26 protein-coding genes are annotated in these 26,234 nt (G+C 72.1%); 14 read left to right on the forward strand and 12 right to left on the reverse strand.

What is annotated here, in order from left to right; genetic code table 11:
* Nucleotides 1-6: 6 nt before the first annotated feature.
* Nucleotides 7-1,377, reverse strand: a complete 1,371-nt coding sequence (locus tag N4G63_RS25200) for an iron-containing alcohol dehydrogenase (protein ID WP_260789725.1) — start codon at nucleotides 1,375-1,377, stop codon at nucleotides 7-9.
* Nucleotides 1,378-1,425: 48 nt separating this feature from the next.
* Here N4G63_RS25200 and N4G63_RS25205 point away from each other — a divergent pair, with 48 nt between their 5' ends.
* On the forward strand, nucleotides 1,426-3,600 hold the full coding sequence (locus N4G63_RS25205) for a DUF8754 domain-containing protein (RefSeq protein WP_314600287.1): 2,175 nt from the start codon (nucleotides 1,426-1,428) through the stop codon (nucleotides 3,598-3,600).
* Between the two features lie 104 nt (nucleotides 3,601-3,704).
* On the forward strand, nucleotides 3,705-4,814 hold the full coding sequence (locus tag N4G63_RS25210; RefSeq protein WP_260789727.1) for a response regulator: 1,110 nt from the start codon (nucleotides 3,705-3,707) through the stop codon (nucleotides 4,812-4,814).
* 24 nt (nucleotides 4,815-4,838) lie between these two features.
* Here N4G63_RS25210 and N4G63_RS25215 read toward each other — a convergent pair whose 3' ends face one another.
* Nucleotides 4,839-5,630 (reverse strand): IclR family transcriptional regulator, encoded by a 792-nt coding sequence (locus tag N4G63_RS25215; RefSeq protein WP_260789728.1) that lies wholly within the window; start codon nucleotides 5,628-5,630, stop codon nucleotides 4,839-4,841.
* A gap of 119 nt (nucleotides 5,631-5,749) precedes the next feature.
* On the opposite strand from N4G63_RS25215, the gene N4G63_RS25220 reads away from it, so the two are divergent.
* The 3 genes from N4G63_RS25220 (at nucleotide 5,750) to N4G63_RS25230 (ending at nucleotide 8,270) form a co-directional block, all read left to right on the forward strand.
* On the forward strand, nucleotides 5,750-6,757 hold the full coding sequence (locus tag N4G63_RS25220; RefSeq protein WP_260789729.1) for a tetratricopeptide repeat protein: 1,008 nt from the start codon (nucleotides 5,750-5,752) through the stop codon (nucleotides 6,755-6,757).
* Between the two features lie 80 nt (nucleotides 6,758-6,837).
* Entirely contained in the window at nucleotides 6,838-7,260 is a 423-nt protein-coding gene (locus N4G63_RS25225; protein ID WP_260789730.1) for a VOC family protein, read from the forward strand.
* Nucleotides 7,261-7,289: 29 nt separating this feature from the next.
* On the forward strand, nucleotides 7,290-8,270 hold the full coding sequence (locus tag N4G63_RS25230; protein WP_260790208.1) for a 2-dehydropantoate 2-reductase: 981 nt from the start codon (nucleotides 7,290-7,292) through the stop codon (nucleotides 8,268-8,270).
* Nucleotides 8,271-8,313: 43 nt separating this feature from the next.
* On the opposite strand, the gene N4G63_RS25235 is transcribed toward N4G63_RS25230, so the two are convergent.
* The 3 genes from N4G63_RS25235 to N4G63_RS25245 all read right to left on the reverse strand — a co-directional run bounded on the left by N4G63_RS25235 (nucleotide 8,314) and on the right by N4G63_RS25245 (nucleotide 11,041).
* Entirely contained in the window at nucleotides 8,314-9,021 is a 708-nt protein-coding gene (locus N4G63_RS25235) for a glutathione S-transferase N-terminal domain-containing protein (protein WP_260789731.1), read from the reverse strand.
* Between the two features lie 78 nt (nucleotides 9,022-9,099).
* Complete coding sequence (locus N4G63_RS25240) at nucleotides 9,100-10,383, reverse strand: MFS transporter (protein WP_314600288.1); 1,284 nt, start codon at nucleotides 10,381-10,383, stop codon at nucleotides 9,100-9,102.
* Nucleotides 10,376-11,041: a MarR family winged helix-turn-helix transcriptional regulator gene (locus tag N4G63_RS25245; RefSeq protein WP_314600289.1), complete on the reverse strand. Its 666-nt coding sequence runs from the start codon at nucleotides 11,039-11,041 to the stop codon at nucleotides 10,376-10,378. The genes N4G63_RS25240 and N4G63_RS25245 overlap by 8 nt, the downstream gene beginning before the upstream one ends.
* Before the next feature lie 104 nt (nucleotides 11,042-11,145).
* Here N4G63_RS25245 and N4G63_RS25250 point away from each other — a divergent pair, with 104 nt between their 5' ends.
* Complete coding sequence (locus tag N4G63_RS25250; protein ID WP_260789733.1) at nucleotides 11,146-11,712, forward strand: PaaI family thioesterase; 567 nt, start codon at nucleotides 11,146-11,148, stop codon at nucleotides 11,710-11,712.
* Nucleotides 11,713-11,834: 122 nt separating this feature from the next.
* On the opposite strand, the gene N4G63_RS25255 is transcribed toward N4G63_RS25250, so the two are convergent.
* Complete coding sequence (locus tag N4G63_RS25255; RefSeq protein WP_314600290.1) at nucleotides 11,835-12,749, reverse strand: site-specific integrase; 915 nt, start codon at nucleotides 12,747-12,749, stop codon at nucleotides 11,835-11,837.
* A gap of 333 nt (nucleotides 12,750-13,082) precedes the next feature.
* On the opposite strand from N4G63_RS25255, the gene N4G63_RS25260 reads away from it, so the two are divergent.
* On the forward strand, nucleotides 13,083-13,415 hold the full coding sequence (locus tag N4G63_RS25260) for a hypothetical protein (protein WP_260789735.1): 333 nt from the start codon (nucleotides 13,083-13,085) through the stop codon (nucleotides 13,413-13,415).
* On the opposite strand, the gene N4G63_RS25265 is transcribed toward N4G63_RS25260, so the two are convergent.
* Nucleotides 13,416-14,381, reverse strand: coding sequence for a LysR family transcriptional regulator (locus N4G63_RS25265; RefSeq protein ID WP_260789736.1), 966 nt, complete (start codon nucleotides 14,379-14,381; stop codon nucleotides 13,416-13,418). It abuts the gene before it with no gap.
* 111 nt (nucleotides 14,382-14,492) lie between these two features.
* Here N4G63_RS25265 and N4G63_RS25270 point away from each other — a divergent pair, with 111 nt between their 5' ends.
* The 4 genes from N4G63_RS25270 to hpaI all read left to right on the forward strand — a co-directional run bounded on the left by N4G63_RS25270 (nucleotide 14,493) and on the right by hpaI (nucleotide 19,425).
* A complete protein-coding gene (locus tag N4G63_RS25270; RefSeq protein WP_260789737.1) occupies nucleotides 14,493-15,473 on the forward strand; it encodes a tripartite tricarboxylate transporter substrate binding protein in 981 nt (326 codons plus the stop codon).
* A gap of 1 nt (nucleotide 15,474) precedes the next feature.
* On the forward strand, nucleotides 15,475-16,992 hold the full coding sequence (locus tag N4G63_RS25275) for a D-arabinonate dehydratase (RefSeq protein ID WP_260789738.1): 1,518 nt from the start codon (nucleotides 15,475-15,477) through the stop codon (nucleotides 16,990-16,992).
* Nucleotides 16,993-17,011: 19 nt separating this feature from the next.
* Complete coding sequence (locus tag N4G63_RS25280) at nucleotides 17,012-18,502, forward strand: NAD-dependent succinate-semialdehyde dehydrogenase (RefSeq protein WP_260789739.1); 1,491 nt, start codon at nucleotides 17,012-17,014, stop codon at nucleotides 18,500-18,502.
* A gap of 122 nt (nucleotides 18,503-18,624) precedes the next feature.
* On the forward strand, nucleotides 18,625-19,425 hold the full coding sequence (gene hpaI, locus N4G63_RS25285; RefSeq protein WP_260789740.1) for a 4-hydroxy-2-oxoheptanedioate aldolase: 801 nt from the start codon (nucleotides 18,625-18,627) through the stop codon (nucleotides 19,423-19,425).
* Here hpaI and N4G63_RS25290 read toward each other — a convergent pair whose 3' ends face one another.
* The 5 genes from N4G63_RS25290 to N4G63_RS25310 all read right to left on the reverse strand — a co-directional run bounded on the left by N4G63_RS25290 (nucleotide 19,426) and on the right by N4G63_RS25310 (nucleotide 22,397).
* Entirely contained in the window at nucleotides 19,426-19,965 is a 540-nt protein-coding gene (locus tag N4G63_RS25290; protein ID WP_314600291.1) for an NUDIX domain-containing protein, read from the reverse strand.
* 55 nt (nucleotides 19,966-20,020) lie between these two features.
* Nucleotides 20,021-20,362, reverse strand: coding sequence for a YciI family protein (locus tag N4G63_RS25295; RefSeq protein ID WP_260789742.1), 342 nt, complete (start codon nucleotides 20,360-20,362; stop codon nucleotides 20,021-20,023).
* Between the two features lie 10 nt (nucleotides 20,363-20,372).
* A complete protein-coding gene (locus tag N4G63_RS25300) occupies nucleotides 20,373-20,594 on the reverse strand; it encodes a DUF4287 domain-containing protein (RefSeq protein WP_260789743.1) in 222 nt (73 codons plus the stop codon).
* A 148-nt stretch (nucleotides 20,595-20,742) separates the two neighbouring features.
* Entirely contained in the window at nucleotides 20,743-21,201 is a 459-nt protein-coding gene (locus N4G63_RS25305) for a GNAT family N-acetyltransferase (RefSeq protein ID WP_260789744.1), read from the reverse strand.
* A gap of 266 nt (nucleotides 21,202-21,467) precedes the next feature.
* Complete coding sequence (locus N4G63_RS25310) at nucleotides 21,468-22,397, reverse strand: LysR family transcriptional regulator (protein WP_314600404.1); 930 nt, start codon at nucleotides 22,395-22,397, stop codon at nucleotides 21,468-21,470.
* A gap of 167 nt (nucleotides 22,398-22,564) precedes the next feature.
* Between N4G63_RS25310 and N4G63_RS25315 the strand changes: the two genes are divergently transcribed.
* From N4G63_RS25315 to N4G63_RS25325, 3 genes are all read left to right on the forward strand, one after another.
* On the forward strand, nucleotides 22,565-23,743 hold the full coding sequence (locus tag N4G63_RS25315) for a tartrate dehydrogenase (RefSeq protein ID WP_443112097.1): 1,179 nt from the start codon (nucleotides 22,565-22,567) through the stop codon (nucleotides 23,741-23,743).
* Nucleotides 23,744-23,859: 116 nt separating this feature from the next.
* Nucleotides 23,860-25,023: an acyl-CoA dehydrogenase family protein gene (locus tag N4G63_RS25320; RefSeq protein WP_314600292.1), complete on the forward strand. Its 1,164-nt coding sequence runs from the start codon at nucleotides 23,860-23,862 to the stop codon at nucleotides 25,021-25,023.
* A 63-nt stretch (nucleotides 25,024-25,086) separates the two neighbouring features.
* Complete coding sequence (locus tag N4G63_RS25325) at nucleotides 25,087-26,157, forward strand: acyl-CoA dehydrogenase family protein (protein WP_260789746.1); 1,071 nt, start codon at nucleotides 25,087-25,089, stop codon at nucleotides 26,155-26,157.
* The last annotated feature ends 77 nt before the right edge of the window (nucleotides 26,158-26,234 follow it).

Consider the following 26,234-nt stretch of genomic DNA (forward strand, 5'->3'; position numbering starts at 1 on the left):
CCCCGCTCAGCCCTTGTCGGCGGCCGGCGCCCGGCGCCGGGCTGGCGTGCCAGCGGTCTTGGCCGCCGCCTTGCGGGCCGGCGGCCGCTTGGTGGCGTGGGGCGTGGCAGGTGGCGTGGCGGGTGGCAGCACGCTGCGCAGCAAGGCCTCGCAGGCCAGCTGGGTCATGCGCCTGGGCACCGGGTACTGGGTGTCGGCCTCCCAGCAGGCGGCGCGGGCCAGCGCCGGGATGTCGGCCTCGCGCAGCGCCGCCAGCGTGCGCGGAATGGCCACCGCGTCGCACAGTGCCTGCACGCCGTCGATGAAGCGCAGCGCCAGCGTGGCCTCGGTGTCGTGGCCGTCATTGACGCCGTCGTCCAGGCCCACGGCACGGGCCAGCGCGGCCAGCGGCGCCGCGGCCTCGGCCTGGCAAAAGCGCAGCACGGCCGGCAGCATCAGCGCGTTGGCCAGGCCGTGGGGCGTGTGATAACGCCCGCCCAGCTGGTGCGCAATGGCGTGCACATTGCCCACGCTGGCGCGGGTGAAGGCCAGGCCGGCCCAGGTGCTGGCCAGAGCCATCTGCTCGCGCGCCTGCAGCTGACGGCCGTCGTCGAAGGCCGGCTTCAGCCAGCGCCAGATCAGCACCACCGCGGCGCGGGCCAGGCGGCTGGTGTGCGGCGTGGCCCACTGGCTGATGCTGGCCTCGATGGCGTGGGTGAGCGCGTCGATGCCGGTGGCGGCCGTTACCGCGGGCGGCAGGCCCACCATCAGCAAGGGGTCGAGCGCGGCCATCTCGGGCACGATGCGGGTATCGGCCACCACCCGCTTGCGCCCCCCTGCGCCGGGGTTGCCGGGCTCGCCGGGCTCGGAGATCACCGCGGCCACCGTGACCTCGCTGCCGGTGCCGGCCGTGGTGGGCACGGCGTAGAGCGGCGGCGGGCCGTGCTGGCCCTTGAAGTAGCCCACCAGCTCGGCCGGCGGCCGGCCGTTGGCGGCGGCCAGGCCGATGACTTTGGCCGCATCCATCACCGAGCCGCCACCCACGGCGACGATGCCGTCGCAGCCTTCGCCCAGGTAGCAGGTCACGCCGGCCTCCACATCGGCCACCGGCGCGTCGGCCCGCACCGCGTCAAACACCACCAGCGGCACGCCGGCGGCGGCCAGGGCCTCGCACAGCGCCTGGGCGAGGCCGAGGCGGGCCACCTCGGCGTCGGTCACCAGCAGCAGCTTGCGGTGGCCGAAGGCGGCAATCGCCTGGCCCAGCCGGGCCGAGGCGCCGGCACCCACCAGCAGCAGCGGCTGCGGGATCGGCACCCGTTTTGTCACCACCCCGGCCGCGCGTTTGAGCCGGGGCAGGCCAAGGCTGCGGGCCATGTCGCTGATCAATTCGGGAAACATCGGCCGGCTCCATCATCTTGACTTTGGCCAGTTTGCCCAAGGACAACCATGACGAACGTGATCGGCATCAGTCTCGGTGCGCGGCGCCACGACTTCGAGCTGCGCACCCGGCTGCTGGGTCAAAGCCTGCAGGTGCAGCGCGTGGGCACCGACGGCAGCCTGACCCAGGCCACGAAGCTGCTGAAGTACTGGGACCGCCATGCGCAGGCCATCGGCCTGGGCCTGGTGAAGGACAGCGCGCGTTTCGGCGCGCAGCGCGAGATCGACGCCGACCTGGCGCGCCTGGCCGGCGTGGCGCAGCGCGTGCCGGTGACCACCGGCGCGCGGCTGTCGGAGATTCTTCTCGAGTGGTCGCTGCGCCATGCGCAGACGACGCTGGGCCACTACTTCGACAACGCCAACGTGCTGTTCTTCTCGGGCCTGGCCCACCACCGCCTGGCCATGGCCATGCAGGAGTACACCGAGAACCTGCTGTTCGCCGACCCGCTGATGCAGCTGGGCGTGCCCAAGATGCTGACCTCGCTCGACGCCCTGGGCCTGTACGCCAGCGGCGCGCACTGCGTGAGCGACTGGCGCCCGCCGCGCCTGATGAGCGGCCCGCTGCTGCGCCAGTGGACGCAGTTCGTGCTGCGCAAGGCCATGGCGCGCGCCAGCGTGGTGGTGGCGCCGGTGCACGAGCTCGACGGCTTCGGCCTCGAGGAGCTGGCCGGCAAGACCTTGATCACCACCACCGTCAACGACGAGCGCCTGGCCCGCTTCAAGGCCGCCGGCGTGCACCTGGTGATCGACGCCGCGCCGTTGTGCGAGGGCCAGGTGATCGACCCCGCGCTGCTCGACGCCATGCTGCTGGCCGCCACCGGCAAGGCGCCCGACGAGATCGCCGACGACGACTATCTGGCCATGCTGGCCGACGAGGGGCTGCAGCCGCGCCTGCTCTACCCCAACGGCTTCCAGCGCACCAACCGCTTCGCCTTCGTGATCCACCCGCTGTCGCAGGAGTACTTCAAGAAGGTCAAGCCGATCGAGCTGCTCAGCCGCGTCTCGCCGCCGCTGCTGATGGACTCGCTGGAAAAGGTGATGGCCTATGCGCCGCCCTTCGTCTACAGCAAGGTCGAGGGCATTCGCAGCCCCACTGGCGTGGCCTGCGAGGGCTGGCTGATCAGCGTGGGCGGCACACCGCGCGAGATCATGAACCACCGGCCCGAGTTCACCTACCGGCGCCTGCTGGCCGCCGCCGACATGGCCAAGAAGCTGGGCGCGCAGATCATGGGCCTGGGCGCCTTCACCAAGGTGGTGGGCGATGCCGGCGTCACGGTGGCCCGCCGCGCCTCGCTGCCCATCACCACCGGCAACAGCTACAGCGCCTCGGGCGCGCTGTGGGCCGCGCACGATGCCCTGCTGCGCATGAAGCTGCTGCCGCGGCCGCGCGGCAAGGGGCGGGTGAAGTTCAAGGCCATGATCGTGGGCGCCACCGGGGCCATCGGCGCGGCCTGCGCGCGGCTGATGGTGCGCGCCGCCGAAGAGGTGACCCTGGTCTCGCCCGAGGCCGCCAAGCTGCTGGCGCTGAAAGAATCCCTCCTGCTGGAGACGCCCGACGCCCGGGTGGTGCTGTGCGCCCAGGCCGACAGCCACATCGCCGACATGGACATGATCGTCACCGCCACCTCGGGCGCCGGCAAGAAGGTGCTCGACATCATGAAGGTCAAGCCCGGCTGCGTGATCACCGACGTGGCCCGCCCGCTCGACCTGCCAGCCAGCGAGGTGGCCAAGCGCCCCGACGTGCTGGTGATCGAAAGCGGCGAGATCCGCCTGCCCGGCGAGGTGCAGATGAAGAACATCGGCCTGCCCCGGGGCGTGGCCTACGCCTGCCTGGCCGAGACCATCGTGCTGGCGCTGGAGGGGCGCTTCGAGAACTTCACCGTCGGCCGCCAGATCGAGTGGGAGAAGGTGCGCGAGATCTACCAGCTGGGCCTCAAGCACGGCATGCAGCTGGCGGCGATCTCGGGCGTGAACGGCGTGTTCAGCGATGAGGACATCGCCCGCGTGCGCACGCTGGCGCTGGCGGCGCGGGCGGCGGCGGCCAAGGCGCCAGCACCGGCGGCACCGGCCGCACCGGGCGCCGGCGGTGCCCTACCGCCCGTGGTGGCGCCGTTTGTCAAGCCCGTCCGGCGCCGTTCCAGCGCCCGGACAACGCGGGCGCGGGCCGTTTCTTCCGGCGATTGAGCTGCAGCCGGCCGGGCCATGATCCGTGCAAACGGACGACGGGGTGACACGTGCTGGTACTGGATGCTGCGACGGGATGGATGGTGGGGGGCGCCGCAGGCGGCGTGGCCCTGATCGTGGGCTTGATGCTGGCCGCCGCACGGCGCCGCCGGGCGCGTGCCGCGGCACGCACACCGGGCGAGCTGAGCGTGCCTGACCTGCGCTGGCCCGCGCGTGCTGACACCAGCGCCACGGGCGCTGCACCCACGGCCGACGCACTGCAGGCCGCCGATGCACCGGCCGAGGCCGAGGCCGTGGTGGAGGCCCCGGCCCGGCCCACGCCGGCACCGGCACCGCTGGCGGCCAGCTACCCCGATCTGCGCGAGCGCACACCGGCGCCGGCGCAGCGCTCGTCCGACCAGATCCGCGCCGAGATCGCCGCGCATGCCGAACGCCTGGCCTCGGCGCGTGCCGCCCGGGCCCAGCGCAACAGCGCCGAGGCCGCGGCCCGCCTGGCGGCCGAGCGCCCGTCCGCGGCGGCGGCGATGGACTTGTCGCTCGACGACCTGCGCGCCGACGACGGCCCGGTGTTCGACCCGACCCGCAGCACGCCCTGGCAGCGGGTGGCCGAGTCGGTGGCGCGTGCCCGGGCTGGCGAGGCGTCGACCAAGGGGGCCACCGAGGCCCTGCGCGCCGCCGTGGCCTCGGGTGGCGACACCACCACCGTGCCGCGGCCGGCCTCGGTGCGGCCGAGCGATTTCATGGTGCGCACCGCGGTGCCGCGCATGCCGCCCATCGACCCGGCCGAGCTGCGCGCCCGCCCGCGCCGCATCCTGATCGCCGACGATGCCCGCGTGGTGCGCGTCAAGCTGCAGCGCCTGCTGCAGGCCCAGGGCTGGCAGGTGACCGAGGCCGCCGATGGCGACGCCGCCCTGCAGGCGCTGGAGGCCGAACGCCCTGATCTGGTGATCACCGATGTCGACATGCCCGGCTGCAACGGCTTCATGCTGACCCGTGCGCTGCGCGCCCGGCCGGCCACGGCAGATGTTCCGGTGGTGATGATCACCGCCGCCGACGACCAGCACCGCGACGAGGCCATGCGTGCCGGCGTGACCGTGCTGCTGGGCAAGCCCTATGGCGAGGCCGCGTTGCTGTCGCACCTGTGCCGCCTGATGGGCCTGCCGCCGGTGCCGCCGGTGGCCACCACCCGGCCGGCCGAGCTGGCCACGGCCTGAGCGGGCCCGGCCAGGCCGCGCCGTTCAGCCCGGCGCCGTCCGGTAGCCCAGGCGCAGCGAGATCGACGCGGCCGCGTCGCGCAGCTGGCTGGCGATGCTGCCGTCCCAGCGCACATCGATCGCCGCCGATGGCGCAATGATCACCATCGCCAGCACCATGCTGCCGCGGTGGTCGAACACCGGTGCCGCCAGCGCGCTGACGCCGGCCACCACGCCGCCCTCGGTACGCGACAGGCCTTGCGCACGCACCTCGGCCAGCACGCCGCGCTCGAACTGCGGCCACGGCGGCAGGCTGTCGCCGCGACGCTCGGCGTCGTAGAAGGGCCGCACCTGGGCCTCGGGCAGATGGGCGGCAAAGGCCCGGCCCGACGCCGTGCCACCGATCGAGAACACCGTGCCCTGGCGCATGTTCACATGCACCGCGGCGGGCGATTCGGCCAGCCACACGATGGTGGGCCCGGCCGTGCCCCACACCGCAATGGCCAGGGTGTGGCCGGTGGCCGCCGCCAGCTCATCCAGCAAGGGCGCGGCCATGCGCACCGGATCAACCTGCTGCAGGCTCATCAGACCCAGCTGCAGCGCCAGCGGGCCCAGGCCGTAGCGGCCGCTGGCCTTGTCCTGCTCCACCAGGCCGATCTTGCCGAAGCTCACCAGGTAGGGGTGCGCCTTGGCGGCCGCCATGCCGGCGGCGGCAGCCAGATCCTTCAAGGCCATTGGCCGGCCCTGGTGCGCCAGCGCGCGCAGCAGCTGGCCGCCAACCTCGATGCTCTGGATGCCACGCTGCTCGTGTTCGGGTTTGGGCTCGGTGGCGCTCACGGCGGTTTGATGCACTTAGGGGGTGGACGGTGTCAGCGCGCATTGTCGTCGGCGCGTTGGGCACATCGCGCGGCTGTCGCGCGGATCAAGGCGGCGGCCGCCGCAGGAGCATCGGGCCCATGGGGATTTTTTGCGCGCCGGCTGGGCGTTGGGCGGGCTGTGTGGGCGTGCTGGCGGGCCTGCTGGCCGCGCCGGCGCAGGCGCAGTTTTTTCGCGACGCGGCGCTGCAGCGCCTGGCCGACGGCGACCGCATCGCCGAGCTGGGCCAGGCCGCGCTGGCCCGCGTGGCGGCGCGTGCCGACGACGCCCAGGCCGTGCTGGGCCTGGCCGTGGCCGCCCTGGCCAGCAACGAAGCCGCCACCCGCGAGAAGGCGCTGCAGCACGCCCAGGCCTGCATCAAGGCCCAGCCCCAGGCCGCCGAGTGCCAGTACGCGCTGGGCTCGGTGCTGGGGGTGCATGCCATGAGCCAGGGCATGGTCACGATGGCCGCCCAGGCCGGCCAGGTGAAGGAGGCACTGGCCGAGGCCTTCCGCCTGTCGCCGCAGTGGTACCCGGCGCGCGGCGCGCTGGTCGAGTTCTACCTGCTGGCCCCCGGCATGCTGGGCGGCAGCAACGCCCGCGCGGCCGAGCTGGCGCGCACGGCGCCGCGGCCCGAGCAGGTGCGGGCGCTCGAGGGCCGCGTGGCGCTGGCCGATGGCCGGCTCGAGCAGGCGGCCAGCCTGCTGCTGGAGATTCCGGCCGGCGGCGACAGCGCGGTGGCCGACGACATGCGCCAGTGGGCCGGCCTGGTGGGCTACCAGTGGCTGCAGAAGGACCAGCCGGCCAAGGCCCGGCCGGTGTTCGAGCGCCTGCTGCGCGACCAGCCCGACTGGGCCACCGGCGGCTACGGCCTGGGCCGCGTGCTGGCCTTGCAGGGTCAGCATGCCGAGGCGGTGCGGGTGTACGAGCAGGTGCGCATGCTGCGCGGCGCCGCACAGCTGCCCATCGACTACCGCCTGGGGCAGTCGTACGAATCGCTGGGCCAGGCCGAGCCGGCCCGCGCCGCCTATGGCCGCTACATCAAGCGCGGCGTGGGCCAGCCCAAGCAGCTGGACGACGCGCGCAAGCGGCTGGCGCTGCTGGGCTGAGCAGGCACAGCGGGCCGGGCTGAACAGCCCGGCCGGTGGCGGCAGAATCGGGCGCTTCAGCCACCCGACCGATGCCGCCCATGTCTGCCACTGCGCTGTTCCACCTGGCCTTTCCTGTGCATGACATCGCCGAGGCGCGCCGCTTCTACGGCGGCCTGCTCGGCTGCCCCGAGGGCCGCAGCAGCGAGGCCTGGGTGGATTTCGACTTCTACGGCCACCAGGTGGTGGCCCACCTGAGCCCGGCCGAATGTGGCCACCGCGCCACCAGCCAGGTTGACGGCGACGACGTGCCGGTGCGGCACTTCGGCGCCATCTTGCCGATGGCCGACTGGGAGGCGCTGGCCGCCCGGCTGCAGGGCGCCGGCACACGTTTCATCGTGGCGCCGCATGTGCGCTTCAAGGGCCAGGTGGGCGAGCAGGCCACGATGTTCTTTCTTGATCCCAGCGGCAATGCGCTCGAGTTCAAGAGCTTTGCCGACATGAGCCAGGTGTTCGCCAAGTGAGCGCGGCCTGGCCGGCAGGCGGCGCGCCGGTGCGCGTGGCCGTGGTGGGCGTGGGTGCCATCGGCGGCTTTGTCGGCGCCCGGCTGGGGCTGCTGCCCGAGGTTCGCGTCAGTGCGCTGGCCCGCGGCGCCACCTTGCAGGCGCTGCAAAGCCACGGCCTGCGGCTGCGCATGGGGGGCGAGATGCTCAGCGCACCGGTGCTGGCCAGCGCGCATGCGGCCGATCTGGGGCCGCAGGATCTGGTGCTGATCGCCGTCAAGGGCCCGGCCCTGGCCGCAGTGGCACGCGACATCGCACCGCTGCTGGCCCCGCACACGCTGGTGGTGCCGGCCATGAACGGCGTGCCCTGGTGGTTCAGCCAGGCCTTGCCGGTGCTGGGCGGCCAGCCGCTGGCGGCGGTGGACCCGCAGGGCCGCATTGCCGAGGCGATTCCGTTCGCGCAGGTGCTGGGCTGCGTGGTGCACGCCAGCTGCCTGACCGAGGCCCCGGGCCTGGCGGCGCATGTGATGGGCCGCGGCCTGATCGTCGGCGAGCCGCTGGGTGGCGCCTCGGCCCGCGCCGAGGCCGTGGTGGCGCTGCTGCAGCGGGCGGGTTTCGAGGCCACGCTGGCCGCCGATGTGCGCCTGGATGCCTGGTACAAGCTGTGGGGCAACATGACCATGAACCCGATCACCGCGATCACCGGGGCCACGGTCGACCGGGTGCTTGACGACCCGCTGACCCGCCAGCTGTGCAGCCAGGCGATGGCCGAGGCCCAGGCCGTGGGCGCGGCCATCGGCTGCGGCATCGGGCAGACGCCCGAAGACCGGCACCAGATCACCCGCAAGCTCGGCGCGTTCAAGACCTCGATGCTGCAGGACGTGGAGGCCGGCCGCGCCCTCGAGCTGGACGCGCTGGTAGGCGCGGTGCACGAGATCGCCCAGCGCGTGGGCGTGGACACGCCCTTCATCGGCGCGCTGCTGGGCCTGGCCCGCCTGCGCGGCCAGGTGCTGGGGCTGTACCCGGCCTGAGCGTTGGTGGCGGGCCTTGCCGCTGCGGCGCGGGGGCGCCCGTTCAGGCCGGGCGTGCGGGGATGTGGAGGCCGCGTTGCACGGCCGGCCGCGCCAGGAAGGCGGCCACCACGCGCTGCACTTGGGCAAAGTCGGCATAGCCCACCAGATCGGCGGCAGCGTAGAAGCCGACCAGGTTGTTCACCCAGGGCCAGATGGCGATGTCGGCCATGCTGTAGTCGGCGCCCATGATCCAGTCGCGGCCGTTCAGGCGCTGGTCGAGCACGCCAAGCAGGCGGTGCGATTCGGCCACGTAGCGGTCGCGCGGGCGCTTGTCGTCGAAGTCTTTGCCGGCAAACTTGTGAAAGAAGCCGAGCTGGCCAAACATCGGCCCCACACCGCCCATCTGGAACATCAGCCACTGGATGGCTTCATAACGCACCGCCGGCGCGGCCGGCATCAGGCGACCGGTCTTGTCGGCCAGGTACAGCAGGATCGCGCCCGATTCAAACAAGGCCAGCGGCTGGCCGCCCGGACCGTCGGGGTCGAGGATGGCCGGGATCTTGTTGTTCGGGTTGAGCGACAGGAACTCGGGGCTCAGCTGCTCGTTGCGGTCAAAGCGCACCAGGTGCGGCTCGTAGGGCAGGCCCAGTTCTTCCAGCGCAATGCTCACCTTCACGCCATTGGGCGTGGGCAGGGAGTACAGCTGCAGCCGGTCGGGTTGGGTGGCGGGCCACTTGTGGGTGATGGCAAAGGTGGACAGGTCGGCCATGGCGGTTGGGAGGGGATGAGTGGGCGGGTTGCGATGCCATTGTGGCCAGCGCCGGGCTTGGCCCTGCGCAGGGCAAGGTCAGGCGGGCTGTGCTGTTGCTGCGGCGGCAGGCGCCGGGGGGTGTTCGCGGATCGGCAGGTGCAGCAGGGCGGCGGCCACCGCCAGTGCCGCGTCGGCCCACCACATCCATTGGTAGCTGCCGCTCAGCTCGAAGGCCTTGCCACCCAGCCAGGCGCCGAGAAAGCCGCCGATCTGGTGCGTCACCATCACCAAGCCAAACAGCGTGCCCATGTGGGCCGGCCCGAAAAAGCGTGCCACCAGCCCGGCCGTGGGTGGCACGGTGCTCAGGAAGGTGAGGCCCATCACCGCGGCAAACACCAGCATCACGGTCTGGGTCTTGGGCGCCAGCACAAACAGCAGCACGGCCAGTGCGCGCGTGGCGTAGATCAGCGACAGCAGGCGCTTCATGGGCCAGCGGCCCTGGCGGTAGCCGATGGCCCAGCCGATGCCCAGGCTGCCGACGATGTTGAACAGACCGAGCACTGCCAGCGCCCAGGCGCCCACCTCGGGCGGCAACTGGCACGCGGCCACCACGCCGGGCAGGTGCGTGGCCAGAAAGGCCACATGGAAGCCGCAGACGAAGAAGCCCGCGGCCAGCAGGCGGTAGCTGGGGTCGGCCAGGGCCTGGGCCACGGCCTGGCGCGTGCTCTGGCGCGGGGCGGCGCCGGAGCTGGCCTGCTGAACGCCCTGGCCACGCAGCACCCAGGCGGCCGGCAGGGCCAGCAGACTCAGCACGGCCAGGGTGTGCACGGCGGCCATCCAGCCGGCCGCCGCGGTGACGGCCTGGGCCAGGGGCGCAAACACGAACTGGCCGAAGGAGCCGCCGGCGTTGACCACACCGGTGGCGAAGCCGCGGCGCTCGGCCGGCACCAGGCGCGTGGTGGCCGACATCAGCACCGAGGGGCCGGCCATGCCGGCGCCGCCGGCCGCCAGCACGCCAATGGCCAGGATCAGCCCGGGCGTGCTGTGCATGTGCGGGATCAGCGCCGTGCCGGCGGCCACCAGCAGCACGCCGCACACCAGCACCCGGCCCGGGCCGACGCGATCGGCCACCATGCCGGCCACCGGCTGGGTGAGGCCCCAGCACAGCTGGCCAAAGGCGAAGGCCAGGCTGATGCTGGCCAGGCCCAGGCCGGTGTGGCTGTTGATGGCGCCGAGAAACAGGCCCATCGACTGGCGTGCCCCCATGGTCAGCGCAAAGGTGCCGGCGGCGGCCAGCAGCACCCAGGCCAGGGCGGGCAGCGGCCTGGCGACTGCGGCGTCGGGTGCGGCGGCGGGTGTGCGCGGTGCTGCCTCAGACATCGAGTTCTCCTGGGTTGCGGGCTGGCCGCGGCGCAGCGCTTGGGCTTGGGCTTAGGCTTGGGCTTGGGCTTGGGCTTGGGCTTGGGCTTGGGCTTGGGCTTGGGCTTGACGACGCGGCGGCCGGCGCGCCGCGCGATGGCTTGCGTCCAGGGGCTGCGCTCGACGCGGTGCGGGCCAGCGCTTCGTCTTGCGCCGGGTCGGGGCCCATCAGGCGCATGCAGTCTTCCAGCAGCGCATGCAGCTGGGCCACGCGTTCGGCGCCGATGCGCTCGTTGAATCCCAGCTGGGCGGCCTTCCAGGCGCGTTTGGCCTCGTTGCGCTTGGCCAGGCCCTCGGCCGTGAGCGAAAGCAGGCGCGAGCGGGCGTCGGCGCCGGGGCCCATCAGCACCCAGCCTTGGGCGATCAAGGGCTGCAGATTGCGGGTGAGGGTGGACGGCTCGAGGCCCATGTGCTGGGCCAGCACTGCCGGCTGCACCGGCGCCAGCGCAGCGATGTGGCTCAGCAGCGAGTACTGCGAGGTCTTGAGTCCGGTGCGGGGCAGCAGGTGGTTGTCGTAGAAGCGGCTGACCACGCGGTCGGCCTGGCGCAGGCGGAAGTTGCTGCAGCCTTGCGGGGTGGCGGGGTCGGCTGCGCCGGGCGGTTTGCGCTGCTGGGGCATGGCGGGTTCCTGGGCAATGCCGTTCCGGCGGGCAAAGCCCGGCATGCGGCGTGGCTTATCAGTGTATCTACAATGAATGTATCTGCAACTGATCAGGTGATGCCATGAACCGTTCGAAAGACCTGCCGCCCGAAACGCTGGAAACCCTGGCCCGCTGGGAGGCCGACGAGGCCCGCGTGCGGGGCCTGCTGGCCGAACCCGGCGTGGCGCGCCGCGAGCAGCTGGCCGGCATGACCGGCATGGACATGTTCGAGGCCATCGGCAGCGGCTGCCTGCCCTCGGTGCCGATCGGTGCGGCGATGGACTTCTGGCCGGTGGCCTACGAACGCGGCCAGTTCGTCTTTCAGGGGCGGCCGAGTGCACGCTTTTTGAACCCGCTGGGCACGATCCACGGCGGCTGGATCGCCACGCTGCTGGACTCGGCCGTGGCCTGTGCCGTGCACACCCTGCTGCCCGCCGACACCAGCTACACCACAGCCGAACTGAAGGTGAGCTACGTGCGTGCGCTGACGCTGGACGTGCCGCTGGTGCGCGCCGAGGGCAAGGTGATCAACAGCGGCCGCACCCTGGGCTTTGCCGAGGGCCGCCTGGTCGGGCCCGATGGCCGGCTGTATGCCCATGCCACCACCACCTGCGTGGTGCTGGGCGGTGGGCGCGCCAACGGCACCTGACAGTGGCCATGGGCCAGGGCCTATCGGTTCGGGCCCTGGTGCGAACCGGTGTGCCGGCCCGGTGGAAGGCGCCCCAAGTTGGATCGCACGCCGGGGAGGCATGCGCCGGTCATACGGATGCGTCACTCGGGCGCGTCGTGCGCGCGCTGCTGGGTGCGCAGGTAGCGCTGCATCACTGCCGGGTCGCTCACGCCCAGCCAGGAGGCCACGGTGTCGGGCGCATGACCCAGCGCCAGCTGCCGCAGCGCAAAGCTGTGGCGCAGCCGGAATGATCCGCCCGCGGCACGCGACGGGATGTCGGCATCGGCCAGCACGGCACAGCCAGCCTCGTACTGCGCCACCTTGCCCCAGGGCTTGCCGGTGCGGGTGGAGGGCAGCAGCCAATCGCCCGGGATGCCCAGCTGCGCGCGCAGTCGCAGCCAGGCGGCCAGCACGCGCGCCGCCCAGGCCGCCAGCGGGGCCTCGTGAGTGGGGGCATTGCCGTTGGCCGGCACGCGCACCCACAGGCGCTGCGCGCAAGGGCTGCGCGGCGGCCTGATCAGCTCACCGTCGGGGGGCTGATCAGGCCAGGCGAGGTGGGCGCCGGCAGCGGCGTGCCGCAGCGACAGGGCCGCATCCACATCGCGACAGGTGAGTGCCCGGATATCACCTGGGCCCAGGCCTGCACCCAGTTGCAGGGCCGCGGCAGTGACGTTGCGCAGGTCTTGCCAACGCGCCAGGCGGTCGGCACGTGCGAGCTGGTGCTGGCAGCCGATGCTGCGCAGCAGCCGCCGGACTTCGGGCGCGCTGAGGTGCTCGATGGTCTCGTTGTGGCGTGGCAAGTTGGCCAGGCGCACCTCGGGGCGGGCGGCCAGCAATTGATCGGCGGCGGTTCCGCCCCTGGGTGCGGTTGCGGACCAGGTTTGCACCCGACGCACCAGGCTCATCAGCCGCCAGGCATAGCGCGGCGTGAGCGATTCGCCCTTGGGCAGCATGGCCTCGCGCGCGGCCACAAAGGCGCCGAGCGCCACGCTGTCGAGCTGGGCCAGATCGCGCACAGGCGGTACTTGCCCCAGACACCAGTGCACCAGGGCGCCCCACATGGCCGAGTAGACGGCCTGCGATGAAGGGCGGTGCAGGCGCCCCAGTCGATGCTCTTCGGCGAGCCAGCGATCGAAAGTGGATTGAATTTCAAACATAAATGAACTAACGGCTAAACAGCACTTAACTACTTCGGTCAACACCACGACCCAGCAAAGAGCATAGAACAAACCCGGCCGTTAGTTCACTTGTTCGTGGTCGCCTTCGCCCACTCCCTCTTGAATCTGGCGCCATCGCCAGCAACTATCCAACAGCCGCTGCCTCTGTCCGGCGTTTCGCCCGCCCCCGCCATGCCCAGCACCCGCCCGAACCCACCGACCCTGCCGCCTGCCCTGCAGTCACTGGCCGCGATGGCCTTGCTGCTGGAGAAGCTCGAGCGCCAGCCGCGCAAGGCCAGCGCCACGCAGTACCGCCAGGTGGCCGCCCAGGTGCAGCGGCTGCTCGGCCAGGCGCAGCCCGGGCCGGCTTTCGAGCAGCTGCTGCAAACCCTGCCCGCGATGGCCGAGCTCTACGAGAACCTGCACTACGCACACGCCGGACTGTGCCGCGCGCCGCTGCAGCCCGCCCTGGATGCCGAGCTGTCGGCCGGCGCCGCCATCCGGCGCGCCCGCGGCATGGCCTGATCAGCGCACGGCGGCGCGGCCGGCCGCCGCCTGCGCCACCTCGCGCAGACAGCCGATGAACTGCTCGGCCGCCGGCGCGCGCAGGCGCCCGCGCAAGGTGATCAGGCCCACCGGTGGCAGCTCGATCGGCACCGCCACCGGCAGCACCTTGGCCAGGCCCATCGCCGCAAAGTGTTCGGCCACCGAGCGCGCCCAGAAACCCACCGCACCCAGGTCGCACAGGCCGCTCAGCGTCACCAGAAACGAGGCCGTCTCGATCACGTCGGCCGGCGGCTGCAGCCGGTGCTTGTAGAACAGCTGGTTCAGCTTGATGCGTGACGAGGCCCAGGCCGGTGGCATCACCCACGGCAGGCCGGCCAGATCGGCCCAGCGCACGCGGCTGCGCCCGGCCAGCGGGTGCTGCGGCGCCACCACGATGCACATCGCCTCGGCGTAGAACGCCTCGGTTTCCAGGTCGGGCGCGGCATAGCCGGGCTCCAGCCGGCTGACCAGCAGATCAAGCTCGCCCTCGCGCAGGCGCGGCAGCAGCCGGGTCAGGTCGCCCTCTTCCACGGCCAGCGTGGTTTGCGCCGAGCGCGCCTTCATCACTGCCACGGCCTGCATCAGCAGCACCGGTGTGGCCACCACCATCGCGCCCACCCGCACCCGGCCGGCCGCGCCGCTGGCCACGGCCTGCAGCTCTTCGCGCGTGCGCTCGAGGTCGGCCAGCACCGAGCGCGCAAAACGCACCACCGTCGCGCCATACGCGGTGGGCTCGGTGCCGCGCGTGCTGCGCACGAACAGCGGCAGATCGAACAGGCGCTCCACCTCGACCAGGGTCTTGCTCACCGCCGGCTGGGTCAGCGACAGGTACTCCGACGCCCGGCCCAGGTGGCGAAACTGGTCCAGCGCCAGCAGCAGCTGCAAGTGCTTGAGCTTGAGGTTCGAGCGCAGCAGGCGCTCCACCCGGGCGTCGGTCTTGGTCATGTCAAAAACGGCAACAAGCCTGTCCACTTCTTCATTGGACGGCGATGTTAGGCCAACGCATCATGCGCGCCACTCGGTGCCCAGACACCGCGACCTCCGGAGACACAACCCATGCGCCATCCCCGCCTCACCCGCCGCCAGTTCGGGCTCTCGTCACTGGCCGCCGCCGTGCCCTCGCTGGGCCTGGCCTCCACCTACCCTGACCGGCCCATCACCTTCATCTGCCCCTGGCCCGCCGGCGGCACGGCCGACACGCTGATGCGCGCCCTGTGCACCGCCGCCGCCAAGCCGCTGGGCCAGCCGGTGGTGGTGGAGAACAAGGCCGGCGCCTCCGGCATGCTGGGCCTGAAGGCCCTGGCCAGCGCCAGGCCCGATGGCCACACCATCGGCCAGGTGCCGATCTCGCTGACCCGCTTTGCGCAGCTGGGCACGGTGCAGCTCGATCCGATGAAAGACCTCACCTACCTGGCCCGCGTGTCGGGCCAGACCTTCGGCATCGCGGTGCGCGCCGACAGTCCGTACAAGACACTGAAGGAGCTGGTGGCCGCGGCCAAGGCGGCGCCGGGCAAGATCACCTACGCATCGGCCGGCATCGGCGGCGCCACGCATGTGGGCATGGAGGAGTTCGCGCACACCGCCGGCGTGCAGTTCAACCACATCCCCTACAAGGGTGGTGCCCCGGCGCTGCAAGACCTGCTGGGCGGCCAGGTGGACGCGCTGGCCGACAGCAGCAGCTGGGCACCGCATGTCAAGGCCGGCAAGCTGCGCCTGCTGGGCACCTGGGGCGCGCGGCGCACGGTCGACTTTCCCGACGCACCCACGCTCAAGGAGCTGGGCTGGGACGTGGTGGTCGATGCTCCCAACGGCATCGGCGCGCCCAGGGGCCTGGAGCCGGCCGTCGAGAAGCGCCTGCGCGAGGCCTTCAAGGCCGCGGCCAACAGCGCCGAGTTTCTGGCCGCCTGCGACAAAATCGACGCCCCGCCGATGTACCTGGACGGCCCCGACTACGCGGCCTACATCGCCGCCACCTACAAGCGCGACACGCAGCTGATTGAACGCCTCAAGCTGCGCGAGCTGCTGGCCAAGGGCTGACATGTCTCCATTGATCCGCCTGCACCCGCACGACAACGTGCTGGTGGTGCGCCACCCGCTGGCACTCGGCCAGGAGCTGCCGGATTTCGGCCTGAAGCTCAAGGCCCAGGTGCCCGCCGGCCACAAGATCGCCGCGTGCCGCATTGCCGCCGGCGAGCATGTGCGCAAGTACAACGTGGTGATCGGCGCCGCCACGCGCGAGATCGCGCCCGGCGAGCATGTGCACGGCCACAACCTGGCCCTGGTGGACGAGTACCGCGACCCCGGCTTCGGGCTGGATGTGAAGCCGGTCGACTTTGTGCCGGCAGCGCAGCGCGCCCGCTTCATGGGTTACCAGCGGCCCAACGGCCGGGTCGGCACGCGCAACTTCATCGCGCTGATCAGCACGGTGAACTGCTCGGCCACGGCCATCCACCAGGCCGCGGCCCACTTCACGCCCGAGCGCCTGGCGGCCTACCCCCACATCGACGGCGTGGCCGCCTTTGCGCAGACCAGCGGTTGCGGCATGTCCAGCCCCAGCGAGCACTTCGACCTGCTGCGCCGGACCATCGCCGGCTACGCCACGCATGCCAATGTGGCCGCGGCGCTGATCGTGGGCCTGGGCTGCGAGCGCAACCAGGTGGCCGATCTGATCGCCACCCAGGGCCTGGGCGATCAGCCGCAGATCCGCAGCTTCGTGATGCAGGATTCGGGCGGCACCCGCGCCACCGTGGCCGCCCTGGTGGCCGCCATCGAGGCCATGCTGCCCGCCGCCAACGATGTGCGCCGCGTGCCCTGCAGCGCCGAGCACCTGATGATCGGCACCGAATGCGGTGGCTCCGACGGCTTCTCGGGCATTGGCGCCAACCCGGCGCTGGGCGCGGCGATGGACCTGCTGGTGCGCCACGGCGGCACCGCCATCCTCAGCGAGACGCCCGAGATCCATGGCGTCGAGTTCATGCTCACCCGCCGCGCCATCAGCCCGGCCGTGGGCCAGAAGCTGCTGGACCGCCTGGCCTGGTGGGCCGAGTACACGCGCGGCCACAACGCGCAGTTCAACGGCGTGGTCGGCGCCGGCAACCAGGCCGGCGGCCTGGCCAACATCTTTGAAAAGAGCCTGGGCTCGGCCATGAAGGGCGGCACCACGCCGCTGATGGCCGTCTACCACTACGCCGAGCCGATCACCCAGCACGGCTTCGTGTTCATGGACTCGCCCGGCTACGACCCGGTGGCCACCACCGGCCAGATCGCCAGCGGCGCCAACCTGATCTGCTTCACCACCGGGCGCGGCAGCATGTTCGGCAGCAAGCCCGCGCCCACCCTCAAGCTGGCCAGCAACACGCCGATGTTCACGCGCCTTGAAGAAGACATGGACATCAACTGCGGCCTGGTGATCGACGGCGACTGCGACATCCAGCAGATGGGCCAGCGCATCTTCGAGCACATCCTGCGCACCGCCAGTGGCGAGCGCACCAAGAGCGAGCTGCTGGGCCTGGGCGACCACGAGTTCGTGCCCTGGCACCTGGGGATCGTGTCCTGATCTCACCTTCTGCATAGCCATGACCCTCACCCTGACCCGCACCGACCTGATCCGCACCCGCCACCTCATCGCCGGCCGGTGGGTGGACAACCGCGAGGGCCGCGAAGGCGCGCGCCTGGCGGTCACCAACCCGGCCGACGGATCGCTGATCACCGAGGTGGCCGACGGCGGCGCCGCCGACGCCCAGGCCGCCGCCGATGCCGCGCACGCAGCCTTCGCCGGCTGGCGCGCCACGCCGGCCAAGGCGCGCGCGGCCATCGTGCGCAAGTGGCACGACCTGATCCAGGCCCATGCCCAGGATCTGGGCCGGCTGATCAGCCTGGAGCAGGGCAAGCCGCTGGCCGAAGGCCTGGGCGAGGTGCAGTACGCTGCGAGTTATGTGCAGTGGTTTGCCGAACAGGCCACGCGCAGCAATGGCGAGCTGATTCCCGCGCCGGTGAGCGGCCGGCGCATGCTGGCCATGCCCGAGCCGGTGGGCGTGGTGGCCGTGATCACGCCGTGGAACTTTCCGGCCGCGATGATCGCCCGCAAGATCGCGCCGGCCCTGGCCGCCGGCTGCACCGTGCTGGCCAAGCCGGCCGAAGACACACCGCTCACCGCGCTGGCGCTGGCGCTGCTGGCGCACGAGGCCGGCCTGCCCGCCGGCGTGCTGAACGTGGTGAGCGCCTCGCGCGAGCAAACCCCGGCGGTGGTGGACGCCTGGCTGGCCGATCAGCGCGTGCGCAAGCTCAGCTTCACCGGCAGCACGCCGGTGGGCATGCACCTGGCGCGCGCCTCGGCCGCCACGCTCAAGAAGCTGAGCCTCGAGCTGGGCGGCAACGCGCCCTTCATCGTGTTCGAGGACGCCGAGCTCGACACCGCAGTGGATGGCCTGATGGCCGCCAAGTTCCGCAATGGCGGCCAGACCTGCGTCTGCCCCAACCGCGTGTATGTGCACGAGGCCGTGCACGACGCCTTCGTGCAGAAGCTGGCCGCCCGCGTGGCCGCGCTGAAGGTGGGCCCGGCCAGTGAGCCCGCCTCGCAGATCGGCCCGATGATCAACGCCCGTGCGGTGGACAAGATCGAGCGCCACGTGGCCGATGCCGTGGCCAAGGGCGCCCGCGTGCTGGTGGGTGGCACGCGCCTGCAGGGCCCCGGCCTGGCCAGCCCGAACTACTACGCCCCCACCGTGCTGGTGGATGCCACGCCGGCCATGGACTGCGCCTGCGAAGAAACCTTCGGCCCGGTGGTGCCGGTCACGCGCTTTGCCAGCGAGGCCGAGGTGATCGCCCAGGCCAATGCCACGCCCTACGGCCTGGCCGCCTACTTCTACACCCAGGACCTGCGCCGCATCCACCGCGTGACCGACGCACTGGAAGCCGGCATCGTGGGTGTCAACGAGGGCGCACTGGCCGCCGAGGCCGCGCCCTTCGGCGGCGTCAAGCACTCGGGCTACGGCCGCGAGGGCTCGGTGCACGGGCTCGAGGACTACCAGCACATCAAGTACGTCTGCCAGGGCAACCTGCAGTGACGCAGGCTGCGCCTGCACGCCGCGGGCCCCGCCGCCCCTAACATCGGCGGCCACGGCCGGTGCGGCAGGCAAGCCGCCGCCGCCGGCACTGCCGCCTTGCCCGAACACCGGAGACCGAGCCCATGAGCAACCCCTTCAAGACCGCCATCACCAGCGGCCGGCAGCAGGTCGGCCTGTGGCTGTCGCTGGCCGACCCGTATGCCACCGAGCTGTGCGCCACCGCCGGCTTCGAGTGGCTGCTGATCGACGGCGAGCATGCGCCCAACGATGTGCGCAGCATCCTGCACGCGCTGCAGGCTGCCGCGCCCTACGGCAGCCACCCGGTGGTGCGCGTGGTGCAGGGCGAGACCGCACTGATCAAGCAGGTGCTGGACATCGGCGCCAAGACCATCCTGGTGCCGATGGTCGACACCGCCGAGCAGGCCACCGCCATGGCCCGCGCGATGCGCTACCCGCCCCAGGGCCACCGCGGCGTGGGCGCGGCCGTGGCCCGCGTGTCGCAGTGGGGCGCGCGCACCAACTACCTCGACGAGGCCAACGACGAGGTGTGCCTGCTGGTGCAGGCCGAGACCGCCACCGCGCTGGGCAACCTGGAAGCCATTTGCGCGGTGGACGGCGTGGACGGCGTGTTCATCGGCCCGGCCGACCTGGCCGCGTCGATGGGCCACCGCGGCAACCCCGGTCACCCCGAGGTGCAGGCTGCCATCGACGGCGCCATCCGCCGCATCACCGCGGCCGGCAAGGCCGCCGGCACCCTCACCAGCGACATCGCCGCAGGCCAGCGCTACCTGGCGCTCGGCGCCCGCTTCGTGGCCGTGGGCATCGACACCAGCCTGCTGGCCCAGGCCACGCGCACGCTGGCGCGCACGTTCGGGCTGGGCGGCGCCCCGGTGGCGCCGGCCGCGGGCAGCGGGCCCTACTGATCAGGCCCCGGCGCCCAGCTTGGCCAGAAAATGCGCCAGGTTGGGATCGCTGGGCAGCTGCGCGGCGGCGGCAAAGTCGAACCAGCGCACGCCGTGGAACTCAAGCTCGTCGAAGCGGATGGGCGCGTGGCGCGGGTGGCGGATGGGATACCACAGCGACACATCGGTGTGGCCGCTGGTGAGCCCCACCGTGGTGGTGACCGACACCATCAACGGCGCCGGCACCTGCTGGGCGTCGATCACGATGCCCAGCTCCTCGTGCAGCTCGCGCACCACGGTGTGGCGCGGGTCTTCGCCCGGCTCGACATGGCCGCCGCTGGGCAGCCAGCGCTGGGCGTTGCGGTGGTCCACCAGCAGGATGTGGCCATCGTCCACCACCGGAAAATAGGCCACCAGGTGCTTGGGCGGCGTGGCGGGTTTGGCCGTGCGGTACAGCGGTGCACCCGAGGCCGCCCACTGGCGTGCGTCCAGCCACTGCGCACGCTCATCGTCGGCGCTGGGTTCGATCAGGTCGATCTGCGACAGTACAAGACTCTGCATGGTGCCCATTGTGCGTGGGCAGCAGGGCGTCAGCGCCGCTGGCGCCCCATCGGCCTCAACACTCCGGATCATCCATGAACACGCGCAGCTCCTGCGCGCAGCGGCAGGCGGCGGCCAGCCTGGCGGCCCAGCGGATGGCGTCCTCGCGCGTGGCGCAATCGAACACCGCGTAGCCGCCTTCGATCTGGCGGGTTGGCGCATAGCTGCCCGGCGTGGCCAGGCCATCGGCCGCCACGCGCACCACGGGCACCGCTTCGTCGATGCCGCCGCCAAAGACCCACACGCCGGCGGCCTTGGCCTCGCGCACCACGGCCCGCGCCGCGGCCGCCACCGCCGGCAACTCGTCGGCCGGGCAAACCATGGCGCTGCTGGGAAACGAGATCAGGTACTTGGCCATCGCCCGCCCCTCAGGCTGCAGGCCGGTCGGCCAGAAACGCGGCCACCAGCGCATTGGCATGCCCGTGGCCCAGGCCGTGCGTGGCCTTCAGCAGGGCCACCAGCGCCATGTGCTTCAACGGGCCGGCCTGGGCCAGCACGTTCATCCAGTGCGCAATGGGCTGGCCGTAGGTCTTCTCGATCGACGGAAAGTAGGCGGCTGGCCCCTTCGGCCGGGTTTCATGGCTGGACATTGCAACTCCTCGGCATCAAGGCCTGGCTTGAACGACAGGCACCGCGCCTGCACTGCCACACGACGAACGGGCAGGTGGCCCATCGACCCGGCCGGCCCCGCATTCAAGCGGGTTCACGCCGCCGGCTCCAGGCGGCGGCCGGCACGGGTCATTCCCGGGCCAGATGGCCACCCGCGATGGCCGCATCGCGGTCGCGGAAGATGGCCATGGCCGTGAGCAGGCGCGCGAAGCCGAGCCTTCTGTAGAAGCCCTCCTTGCCCGACACCGAGTACAGGATGATCTTCTTGTGCTCGCGGCTGTCATGCACCAGCCGCGCCACCAGTTGCTTGCCCAGCCCGCTGCCCTGCCACTCGGGCAGCACGGCCACGTCGCAGATGTAGGCGCAATCGGCCCCGTCGGCCAGGGCCCGGCCGGCGCCGATCAAGCGGCCGCCCTGGCGCACCAGCCATGTGTAGCGGCTGTTCTCGAACACCGTCTTCAGATCGGCCGCGCTCTTGTTGCCGAGCGGCGCCAGGCGGTAGAGGGTTTCAAGCTCGGTCCAGTCGAGACCGGCCGTGCTGGCCGACCATTGCGCCTCGCCCAGCGCGGGGCAGGGCTGCGCGCTCATGGCCATGCCCGCGGCGGGCGCTTCGGGGTGCCGGGTGGGTTCAGTCTCATGATCGATTCACCTTTTTGCGTTGCCACCCGCGGGCCGCAGGCCTGTGGCATCACGGGGCCGCTGTCTTCTGGCGTTGGGTTTTCGGGTTGCGGCATGGCGGTCGTGCTCCTGGGCGCCGACTGCCGGCGCCGATGTGGCACGGCCAGCGGCCGCCGGATGCCATGGGCGAGCAGCCGGTGCCAAAGCATATCGCGGCCGATGCCGGCGGCGCCCGGTCAGGTCTTGTGGAGCCCCGGCCCGGCCTTGGCGCGCACCGTGCGCTGCAGCCAGTCCTGCAGAAAGGCCACCGCCACCCGCACCTTGGCCGAGTGGGCCAGGCGCTGCGGCGTCACGGCCCACACGCTGGCCGCCTGGTGCCAGCCGGGCAGCAGCAGCTGCAGCGCGCCGGCGTCAACGGCGTCGGCCACATCCCACCAGCTGCGCAGCACGATGCCGCGCCCGTCCAGCGCCCACTGCACGCCGACCTCGCCGTGGTTGGTGGACAAGGGGCCGGTCACCTTGGCGGTGGCCGTCGCGCCACCCGGCCCCTGCAGGCGCCACACCCCGAAGGGATGGTCGCGTTCCTTGATCACCAGGCACGCGTGCTGCGACAGCTCGGCCGGCGTGCGCGGCGCGCCACCCGCGCGGGCCAGGTAGGCGGGTGCGGCGCACAGCACGCGGTGGTTGTCCACCAGCCGGCGGGCGATCAGGTTGGGGGCAATCTCGTCGCCCACGCGCACATCCAGGTCGTAGCCTTCGGCGGCCGGGTCGACCAGGCGATCCAGCACCTCGAAACGCACCGACAGCCCCGGGTGCTGGGCCACCAGCGCCGAGATGGCCGGCGCCACGATGCGCCGGCCGAAGCCGAAGCTCGAGCACACGCGCAGCAGGCCGCGTGGCTGCTCGCGCGTCTGGCCCACGGCCTGCACCAGCAGGTCGAGCTCGTCGAGCAGCTGCAGCGCATGGCGGTAGACGCGCTCGCCGGCCTCGGTCACGCTCACCCGGCGGGTGGTACGCAGCAGCAGCGGCGTGCCCAGCGCCTGCTCGAGCATGCGGATGCGCTTGGTGACATAGGCCGGCGACACGCCCAGTTCTTCGGCCGCGGCGCTGAAGCCGGCGCGCCGCGCCACCACGGTGAACACACGCAGATCGTCGTGCGAGGGCAGGCTGGCCAGGCCCGCGCCGGGCGCCGCGGACGCCGCGGACGCGCCGGCGCGGCCGCGCGCAGCCAGCGCCGACGGCACGGCTGGGGCCTGAGATGGCGGTGACGTCGGGGCGGCAGGGCTGCGGCGGCTGGGCATGGCCGGCATCATGCACGAAGCGTGCATGACGGATGAACCAAACCCGCATTGATGCCCTGGTGTGCACAGCGACAATGCCCCCATCCACCACCCGCACCGCGGGCCGCACCGGCCCGCCACCAGGAGACGCCAGCATGAGCACCGCGCACAAGATCGCCATCATCCCGGGCGACGGCATCGGCAAGGAAGTGATGCCCGAGGGCCTGCGCGCGCTGAAGGCCACGGCGCAGCGCTTTGCCATCGCGCTGGAACTCACCGAGATCGACTGGGCCAGCTGCGACTACCACGCCGCGCACGGCCAGATGATGCCCAACGACTGGAAGCCGCAACTGCAGGGCCAGGACGCGCTGCTGTTCGGCGCCGTGGGCTGGCCCGACACGGTGCCCGACCATGTCTCGCTGTGGGGCAGCCTGCTGAAGTTTCGCCGCGAGTTCGACCAGTACATCAACCTGCGCCCGGCGCGGCTGATGCCCGGTGTGCCCTGCCCGCTGGCCAACAAGAAGCCCGGCGACATCGACATGCTGATCGTGCGCGAGAACACCGAGGGCGAGTACACCGCGCTGGGCGGCGTGATGTTTGCCGGCACCGAGCGCGAGTTCGTGATCCAGGAGAACGTGTTCACCCGCCAGGGCTCGGAGCGCCTGCTGAAGTACGCCTTCGAGCTGGCACGCCAGCGTTCGCGCAAGCATGTCACCGTGGCCACCAAGAGCAACGGCATCGCGATCAGCATGCCCTGGTGGGACGAACGTGCGGCCGAAGTGGCGGCGCAGTTCCCCGATGTGCGCTGGGACAAGCAGCACATCGACATCCTCGCGGCGCGCTTCGTGCTGCAGCCGCAGCGCTTTGATGTGGTGGCCGCCACCAACCTGTTCGGCGACATCCTGAGCGATCTGGGCCCGGCCTGCACCGGCACCATCGGCATCGCGCCGAGTGCCAACCTGAACCCCGAGCGCCGCTTCCCCAGCCTGTTCGAGCCGGTGCACGGCAGTGCGCCCGACATCTACGGCCAGAACATCGCCAACCCCGTGGCCATGGTGTGGAGCGCGGCGATGATGCTCGACTTCCTGGGCCACAAGGACGCGCACGACGCGATGCTGCGCGCCATCGAGGCGGTGCTGGTCGACGGCCCGCGCACCCGCGACCTGGGCGGCACGGCCAGCACCACCGAGATGGGCGTGGCCATCGCCGAGCGCATCGCGGCCGGCCTCTGAGACAACCGACTGCTGCAGGCGCGAATGCAGCGCGCAGGCGGGCCGCCTCGGTGCCTTCCCGCGGCTTGACGCCTTGGTGACCGCGGGGCGGCAGCATCGGGCCACACTGGCCGGCGATGAACCGCCTTGACCGCCTGAGCCTCACGCCCGTCCCGCCCGAGGACGAAGCCCTGCGCGCGCCGGTGCGGGCCTTTCTGGCCGAGCAGTTGCACGGCCTGCCCGCGCTGCGCCGGGCGCGCTCGTGGAGCGGGCACGACGCGGCCTTCAGCCGCGCCCTGGCCGCCCGCGGCTGGCTGGGCCTCACGCTGCCGCTTGAACATGGCGGCGCCGGGCGCAGCCCGTTCGCGCGCTATGTGCTGGTGGAAGAACTGCTGAACGCCGGCGCCCCGGTGGGCGCGCACTGGATCGCCGACCGGCAAAGCGGCCCGCTGATCCTGAAGTACGGCACGCCGGCGCAACAGCAGCGCTACCTGCCTGCCATCTGCCGCGGCGAGGCCTTCTTCTGCATCGGCATGAGCGAGCCCGGCGCCGGCTCCGATCTGGCCAGCGTGCGCACCCGCGCCGAGCGCCAGGCCGATGGCCGCTGGCGGCTCAACGGCCAGAAGGTGTGGACCACCCACGCCCACCAGTCGCATTTCATGATCGCGCTGGTTCGCAGCTCGGGCGCGCCCGAAGACCGCCAGGCCGGGCTGTCGCAACTGATCGTCGACCTGTCGCTGCCCGGCGTGACCGTGCGGCCGATCACCGACCTGTCGGGCGACCAGCATTTCTGCGAGGTGTTCTTTGACGACGTGATGCTGGCGCCCGAGGCCCTGGTCGGCCGCGAAGGCCAGGGCTGGGCCCAGGTGACGGCCGAGCTGGCCTACGAGCGCAGCGGGCCTGAGCGCCTGTATTCCAGCATCGTGCTGTTCGACGAGTGGTTGGCCTGGGTGCGCACACCCACCGGCCGCAGCGACGCGGCGCTGGCGCTGGCCGGGCGCATCGCCGCGCAGCTGGCGCCGCTGCGCGCGCTGTCGCTGGCCGTCACCGCGCGGCTGGCGGCCGGCGACAGCCCGGTGGTCGAGGCCGCGCTGGTCAAAGACCTGGGCACCAGCGTCGAGCAGCTCATTCCGGCGCTGATCGCCGACGACCTGGCCTCGCGCCCCGACGGCTGCGAGCCGCCGGCCGAGCTGCTGCTCACGCTGGCCTACATCAGCCAGGTGGCGCCCAGCTTCTCGCTGCGCGGCGGCACGCGCGACATCCTGCGCGGCATGATCGCCCGCGGCCTGGGCCTGCGGTGATGACGCCCCCCGAAGCGGCGTCGGCTTGGCGAACCTGAACTGAGCACCATCGGACACCTGCCCATGACAGACACGCTGCTCACCGACGCCCTGGCCGCCCTGCTGACCGACCACGCCACGCCTGCCACCGTGCGCACCATCGAAGCCGACGCCGAGGCGGCTGCGGCTGCGGCCGCGCCTTCAGTCTCCCGCCCTGCCCTGCCCTGCCCGGCGCTGTGGCGCGTGCTGGCCGACGCCGGCTTTGCCGATGCCCTGGTGGCCGAAGACCAGGGCGGCGCCGGGCTCACGCTGGCCCAGGTGGCGCCACTGTGGGCGCTGTGCGGCGCCCACGCCCTGCCCTTGCCGCTGGCCGAAACCATGCTGGCGCGCGCGCTGCTGGCGCAGGCCGGCCAGCGCGCGCCCGATGGACCGCTGGCGCTGGGCCGCGTGCGGGCGCTGCCGGGCGGTGGCCTGCGCGCGCAGGCCGTGCCCGGTGCCCGCTGCGCCCTGGCCGTCCTGGCCAGCGATGGCGCCAGCTGCCGCCTGCTGCGCGTGGCCGATGCGCAGGCCGAGGCCGCGGCCTTTGTGCTGGATGCCACGCTGACCTGGCCCGACGCCGCCTGGCAGGCCGCACCGCGGCTTGAACAGGCCACCCTGCCCGATCTGCGCCAATGGCAGGCCCTGGTGCTGGCGCAGCAGCTGGCCGGCGCGCTGGGCGCGGTGTTCGAACGCACGCTGGCGCATGCCAATGCGCGCCAGCAGTTCGGCCGCGCGATCGGCCGGTTTCAGGCCATCCAGCACCAGCTGAGCGTGATGGCCGAAGAGGTGGTCGCCGCGCGCATGGCCGCACAGATCGGCTGCTGGGCCGATGGCACCCGCCTGCAGCCCGACCCGCTGCGCGTGGCCACGGCCAAGGCGCGCTGCAGCGAGGCGGCGCTGCAGGTGGCGGCACTGGCGCATGCCATCCACGGCGCCATCGGCTTCACGCGCGAGTTCGACCTGCAGCTGCACACCCGCCGCCTGCACGCCTGGCGCCAGGCCGCCGGCAGTGAAACCTACTGGCATCGCGTTCTCGGCCTGGCCCTGGTGGATGGCAGCCAGGCGCCGCTGCTGCACACGCTGCAGCGCATCAGCGACCATCCTCAGACGGCCTGAAGTGGCCTGTAGCGGCCTGAAGCGCCCGCCCTCCCCCGCCGCGCACCGGCCTGCGCAGCCGTCCAGACATCACAAAA

Source organism: Aquabacterium sp. OR-4, from assembly GCF_025290835.2.
Lineage (GTDB): Bacteria > Pseudomonadota > Gammaproteobacteria > Burkholderiales > Burkholderiaceae_C > Pseudaquabacterium.

What these genes read in the sequence shown, in the direction of transcription:
- hpaI (WP_260789740.1), top strand. Translation starts at nt 18,625, where the DNA reads ATGAGCAACCCCTTCAAGACCGCCATCACCAGCGGCCGGCAGCAGGTC.
- N4G63_RS25220 (WP_260789729.1), top strand. Translation starts at nt 5,750, where the DNA reads ATGGGGATTTTTTGCGCGCCGGCTGGGCGTTGGGCGGGCTGTGTGGGC.
- N4G63_RS25280 (WP_260789739.1), top strand. Translation starts at nt 17,012, where the DNA reads ATGACCCTCACCCTGACCCGCACCGACCTGATCCGCACCCGCCACCTC.
- N4G63_RS25300 (WP_260789743.1), bottom strand. Translation starts at nt 20,594, where the DNA reads ATGTCCAGCCATGAAACCCGGCCGAAGGGGCCAGCCGCCTACTTTCCG.
- N4G63_RS25260 (WP_260789735.1), top strand. Translation starts at nt 13,083, where the DNA reads ATGCCCAGCACCCGCCCGAACCCACCGACCCTGCCGCCTGCCCTGCAG.
- N4G63_RS25275 (WP_260789738.1), top strand. Translation starts at nt 15,475, where the DNA reads ATGTCTCCATTGATCCGCCTGCACCCGCACGACAACGTGCTGGTGGTG.
- N4G63_RS25200 (WP_260789725.1), bottom strand. Translation starts at nt 1,377, where the DNA reads ATGTTTCCCGAATTGATCAGCGACATGGCCCGCAGCCTTGGCCTGCCC.
- N4G63_RS25290 (WP_314600291.1), bottom strand. Translation starts at nt 19,965, where the DNA reads ATGCAGAGTCTTGTACTGTCGCAGATCGACCTGATCGAACCCAGCGCC.
- N4G63_RS25325 (WP_260789746.1), top strand. Translation starts at nt 25,087, where the DNA reads ATGACAGACACGCTGCTCACCGACGCCCTGGCCGCCCTGCTGACCGAC.
- N4G63_RS25305 (WP_260789744.1), bottom strand. Translation starts at nt 21,201, where the DNA reads ATGAGCGCGCAGCCCTGCCCCGCGCTGGGCGAGGCGCAATGGTCGGCC.
- N4G63_RS25295 (WP_260789742.1), bottom strand. Translation starts at nt 20,362, where the DNA reads ATGGCCAAGTACCTGATCTCGTTTCCCAGCAGCGCCATGGTTTGCCCG.
- N4G63_RS25270 (WP_260789737.1), top strand. Translation starts at nt 14,493, where the DNA reads ATGCGCCATCCCCGCCTCACCCGCCGCCAGTTCGGGCTCTCGTCACTG.
- N4G63_RS25320 (WP_314600292.1), top strand. Translation starts at nt 23,860, where the DNA reads ATGAACCGCCTTGACCGCCTGAGCCTCACGCCCGTCCCGCCCGAGGAC.
- N4G63_RS25240 (WP_314600288.1), bottom strand. Translation starts at nt 10,383, where the DNA reads ATGTCTGAGGCAGCACCGCGCACACCCGCCGCCGCACCCGACGCCGCA.
- N4G63_RS25315 (WP_443112097.1), top strand. Translation starts at nt 22,565, where the DNA reads ATGAACCAAACCCGCATTGATGCCCTGGTGTGCACAGCGACAATGCCC.
- N4G63_RS25205 (WP_314600287.1), top strand. Translation starts at nt 1,426, where the DNA reads ATGACGAACGTGATCGGCATCAGTCTCGGTGCGCGGCGCCACGACTTC.
- N4G63_RS25235 (WP_260789731.1), bottom strand. Translation starts at nt 9,021, where the DNA reads ATGGCCGACCTGTCCACCTTTGCCATCACCCACAAGTGGCCCGCCACC.
- N4G63_RS25225 (WP_260789730.1), top strand. Translation starts at nt 6,838, where the DNA reads ATGTCTGCCACTGCGCTGTTCCACCTGGCCTTTCCTGTGCATGACATC.
- N4G63_RS25245 (WP_314600289.1), bottom strand. Translation starts at nt 11,041, where the DNA reads ATGCCCCAGCAGCGCAAACCGCCCGGCGCAGCCGACCCCGCCACCCCG.
- N4G63_RS25265 (WP_260789736.1), bottom strand. Translation starts at nt 14,381, where the DNA reads ATGACCAAGACCGACGCCCGGGTGGAGCGCCTGCTGCGCTCGAACCTC.
- N4G63_RS25250 (WP_260789733.1), top strand. Translation starts at nt 11,146, where the DNA reads ATGAACCGTTCGAAAGACCTGCCGCCCGAAACGCTGGAAACCCTGGCC.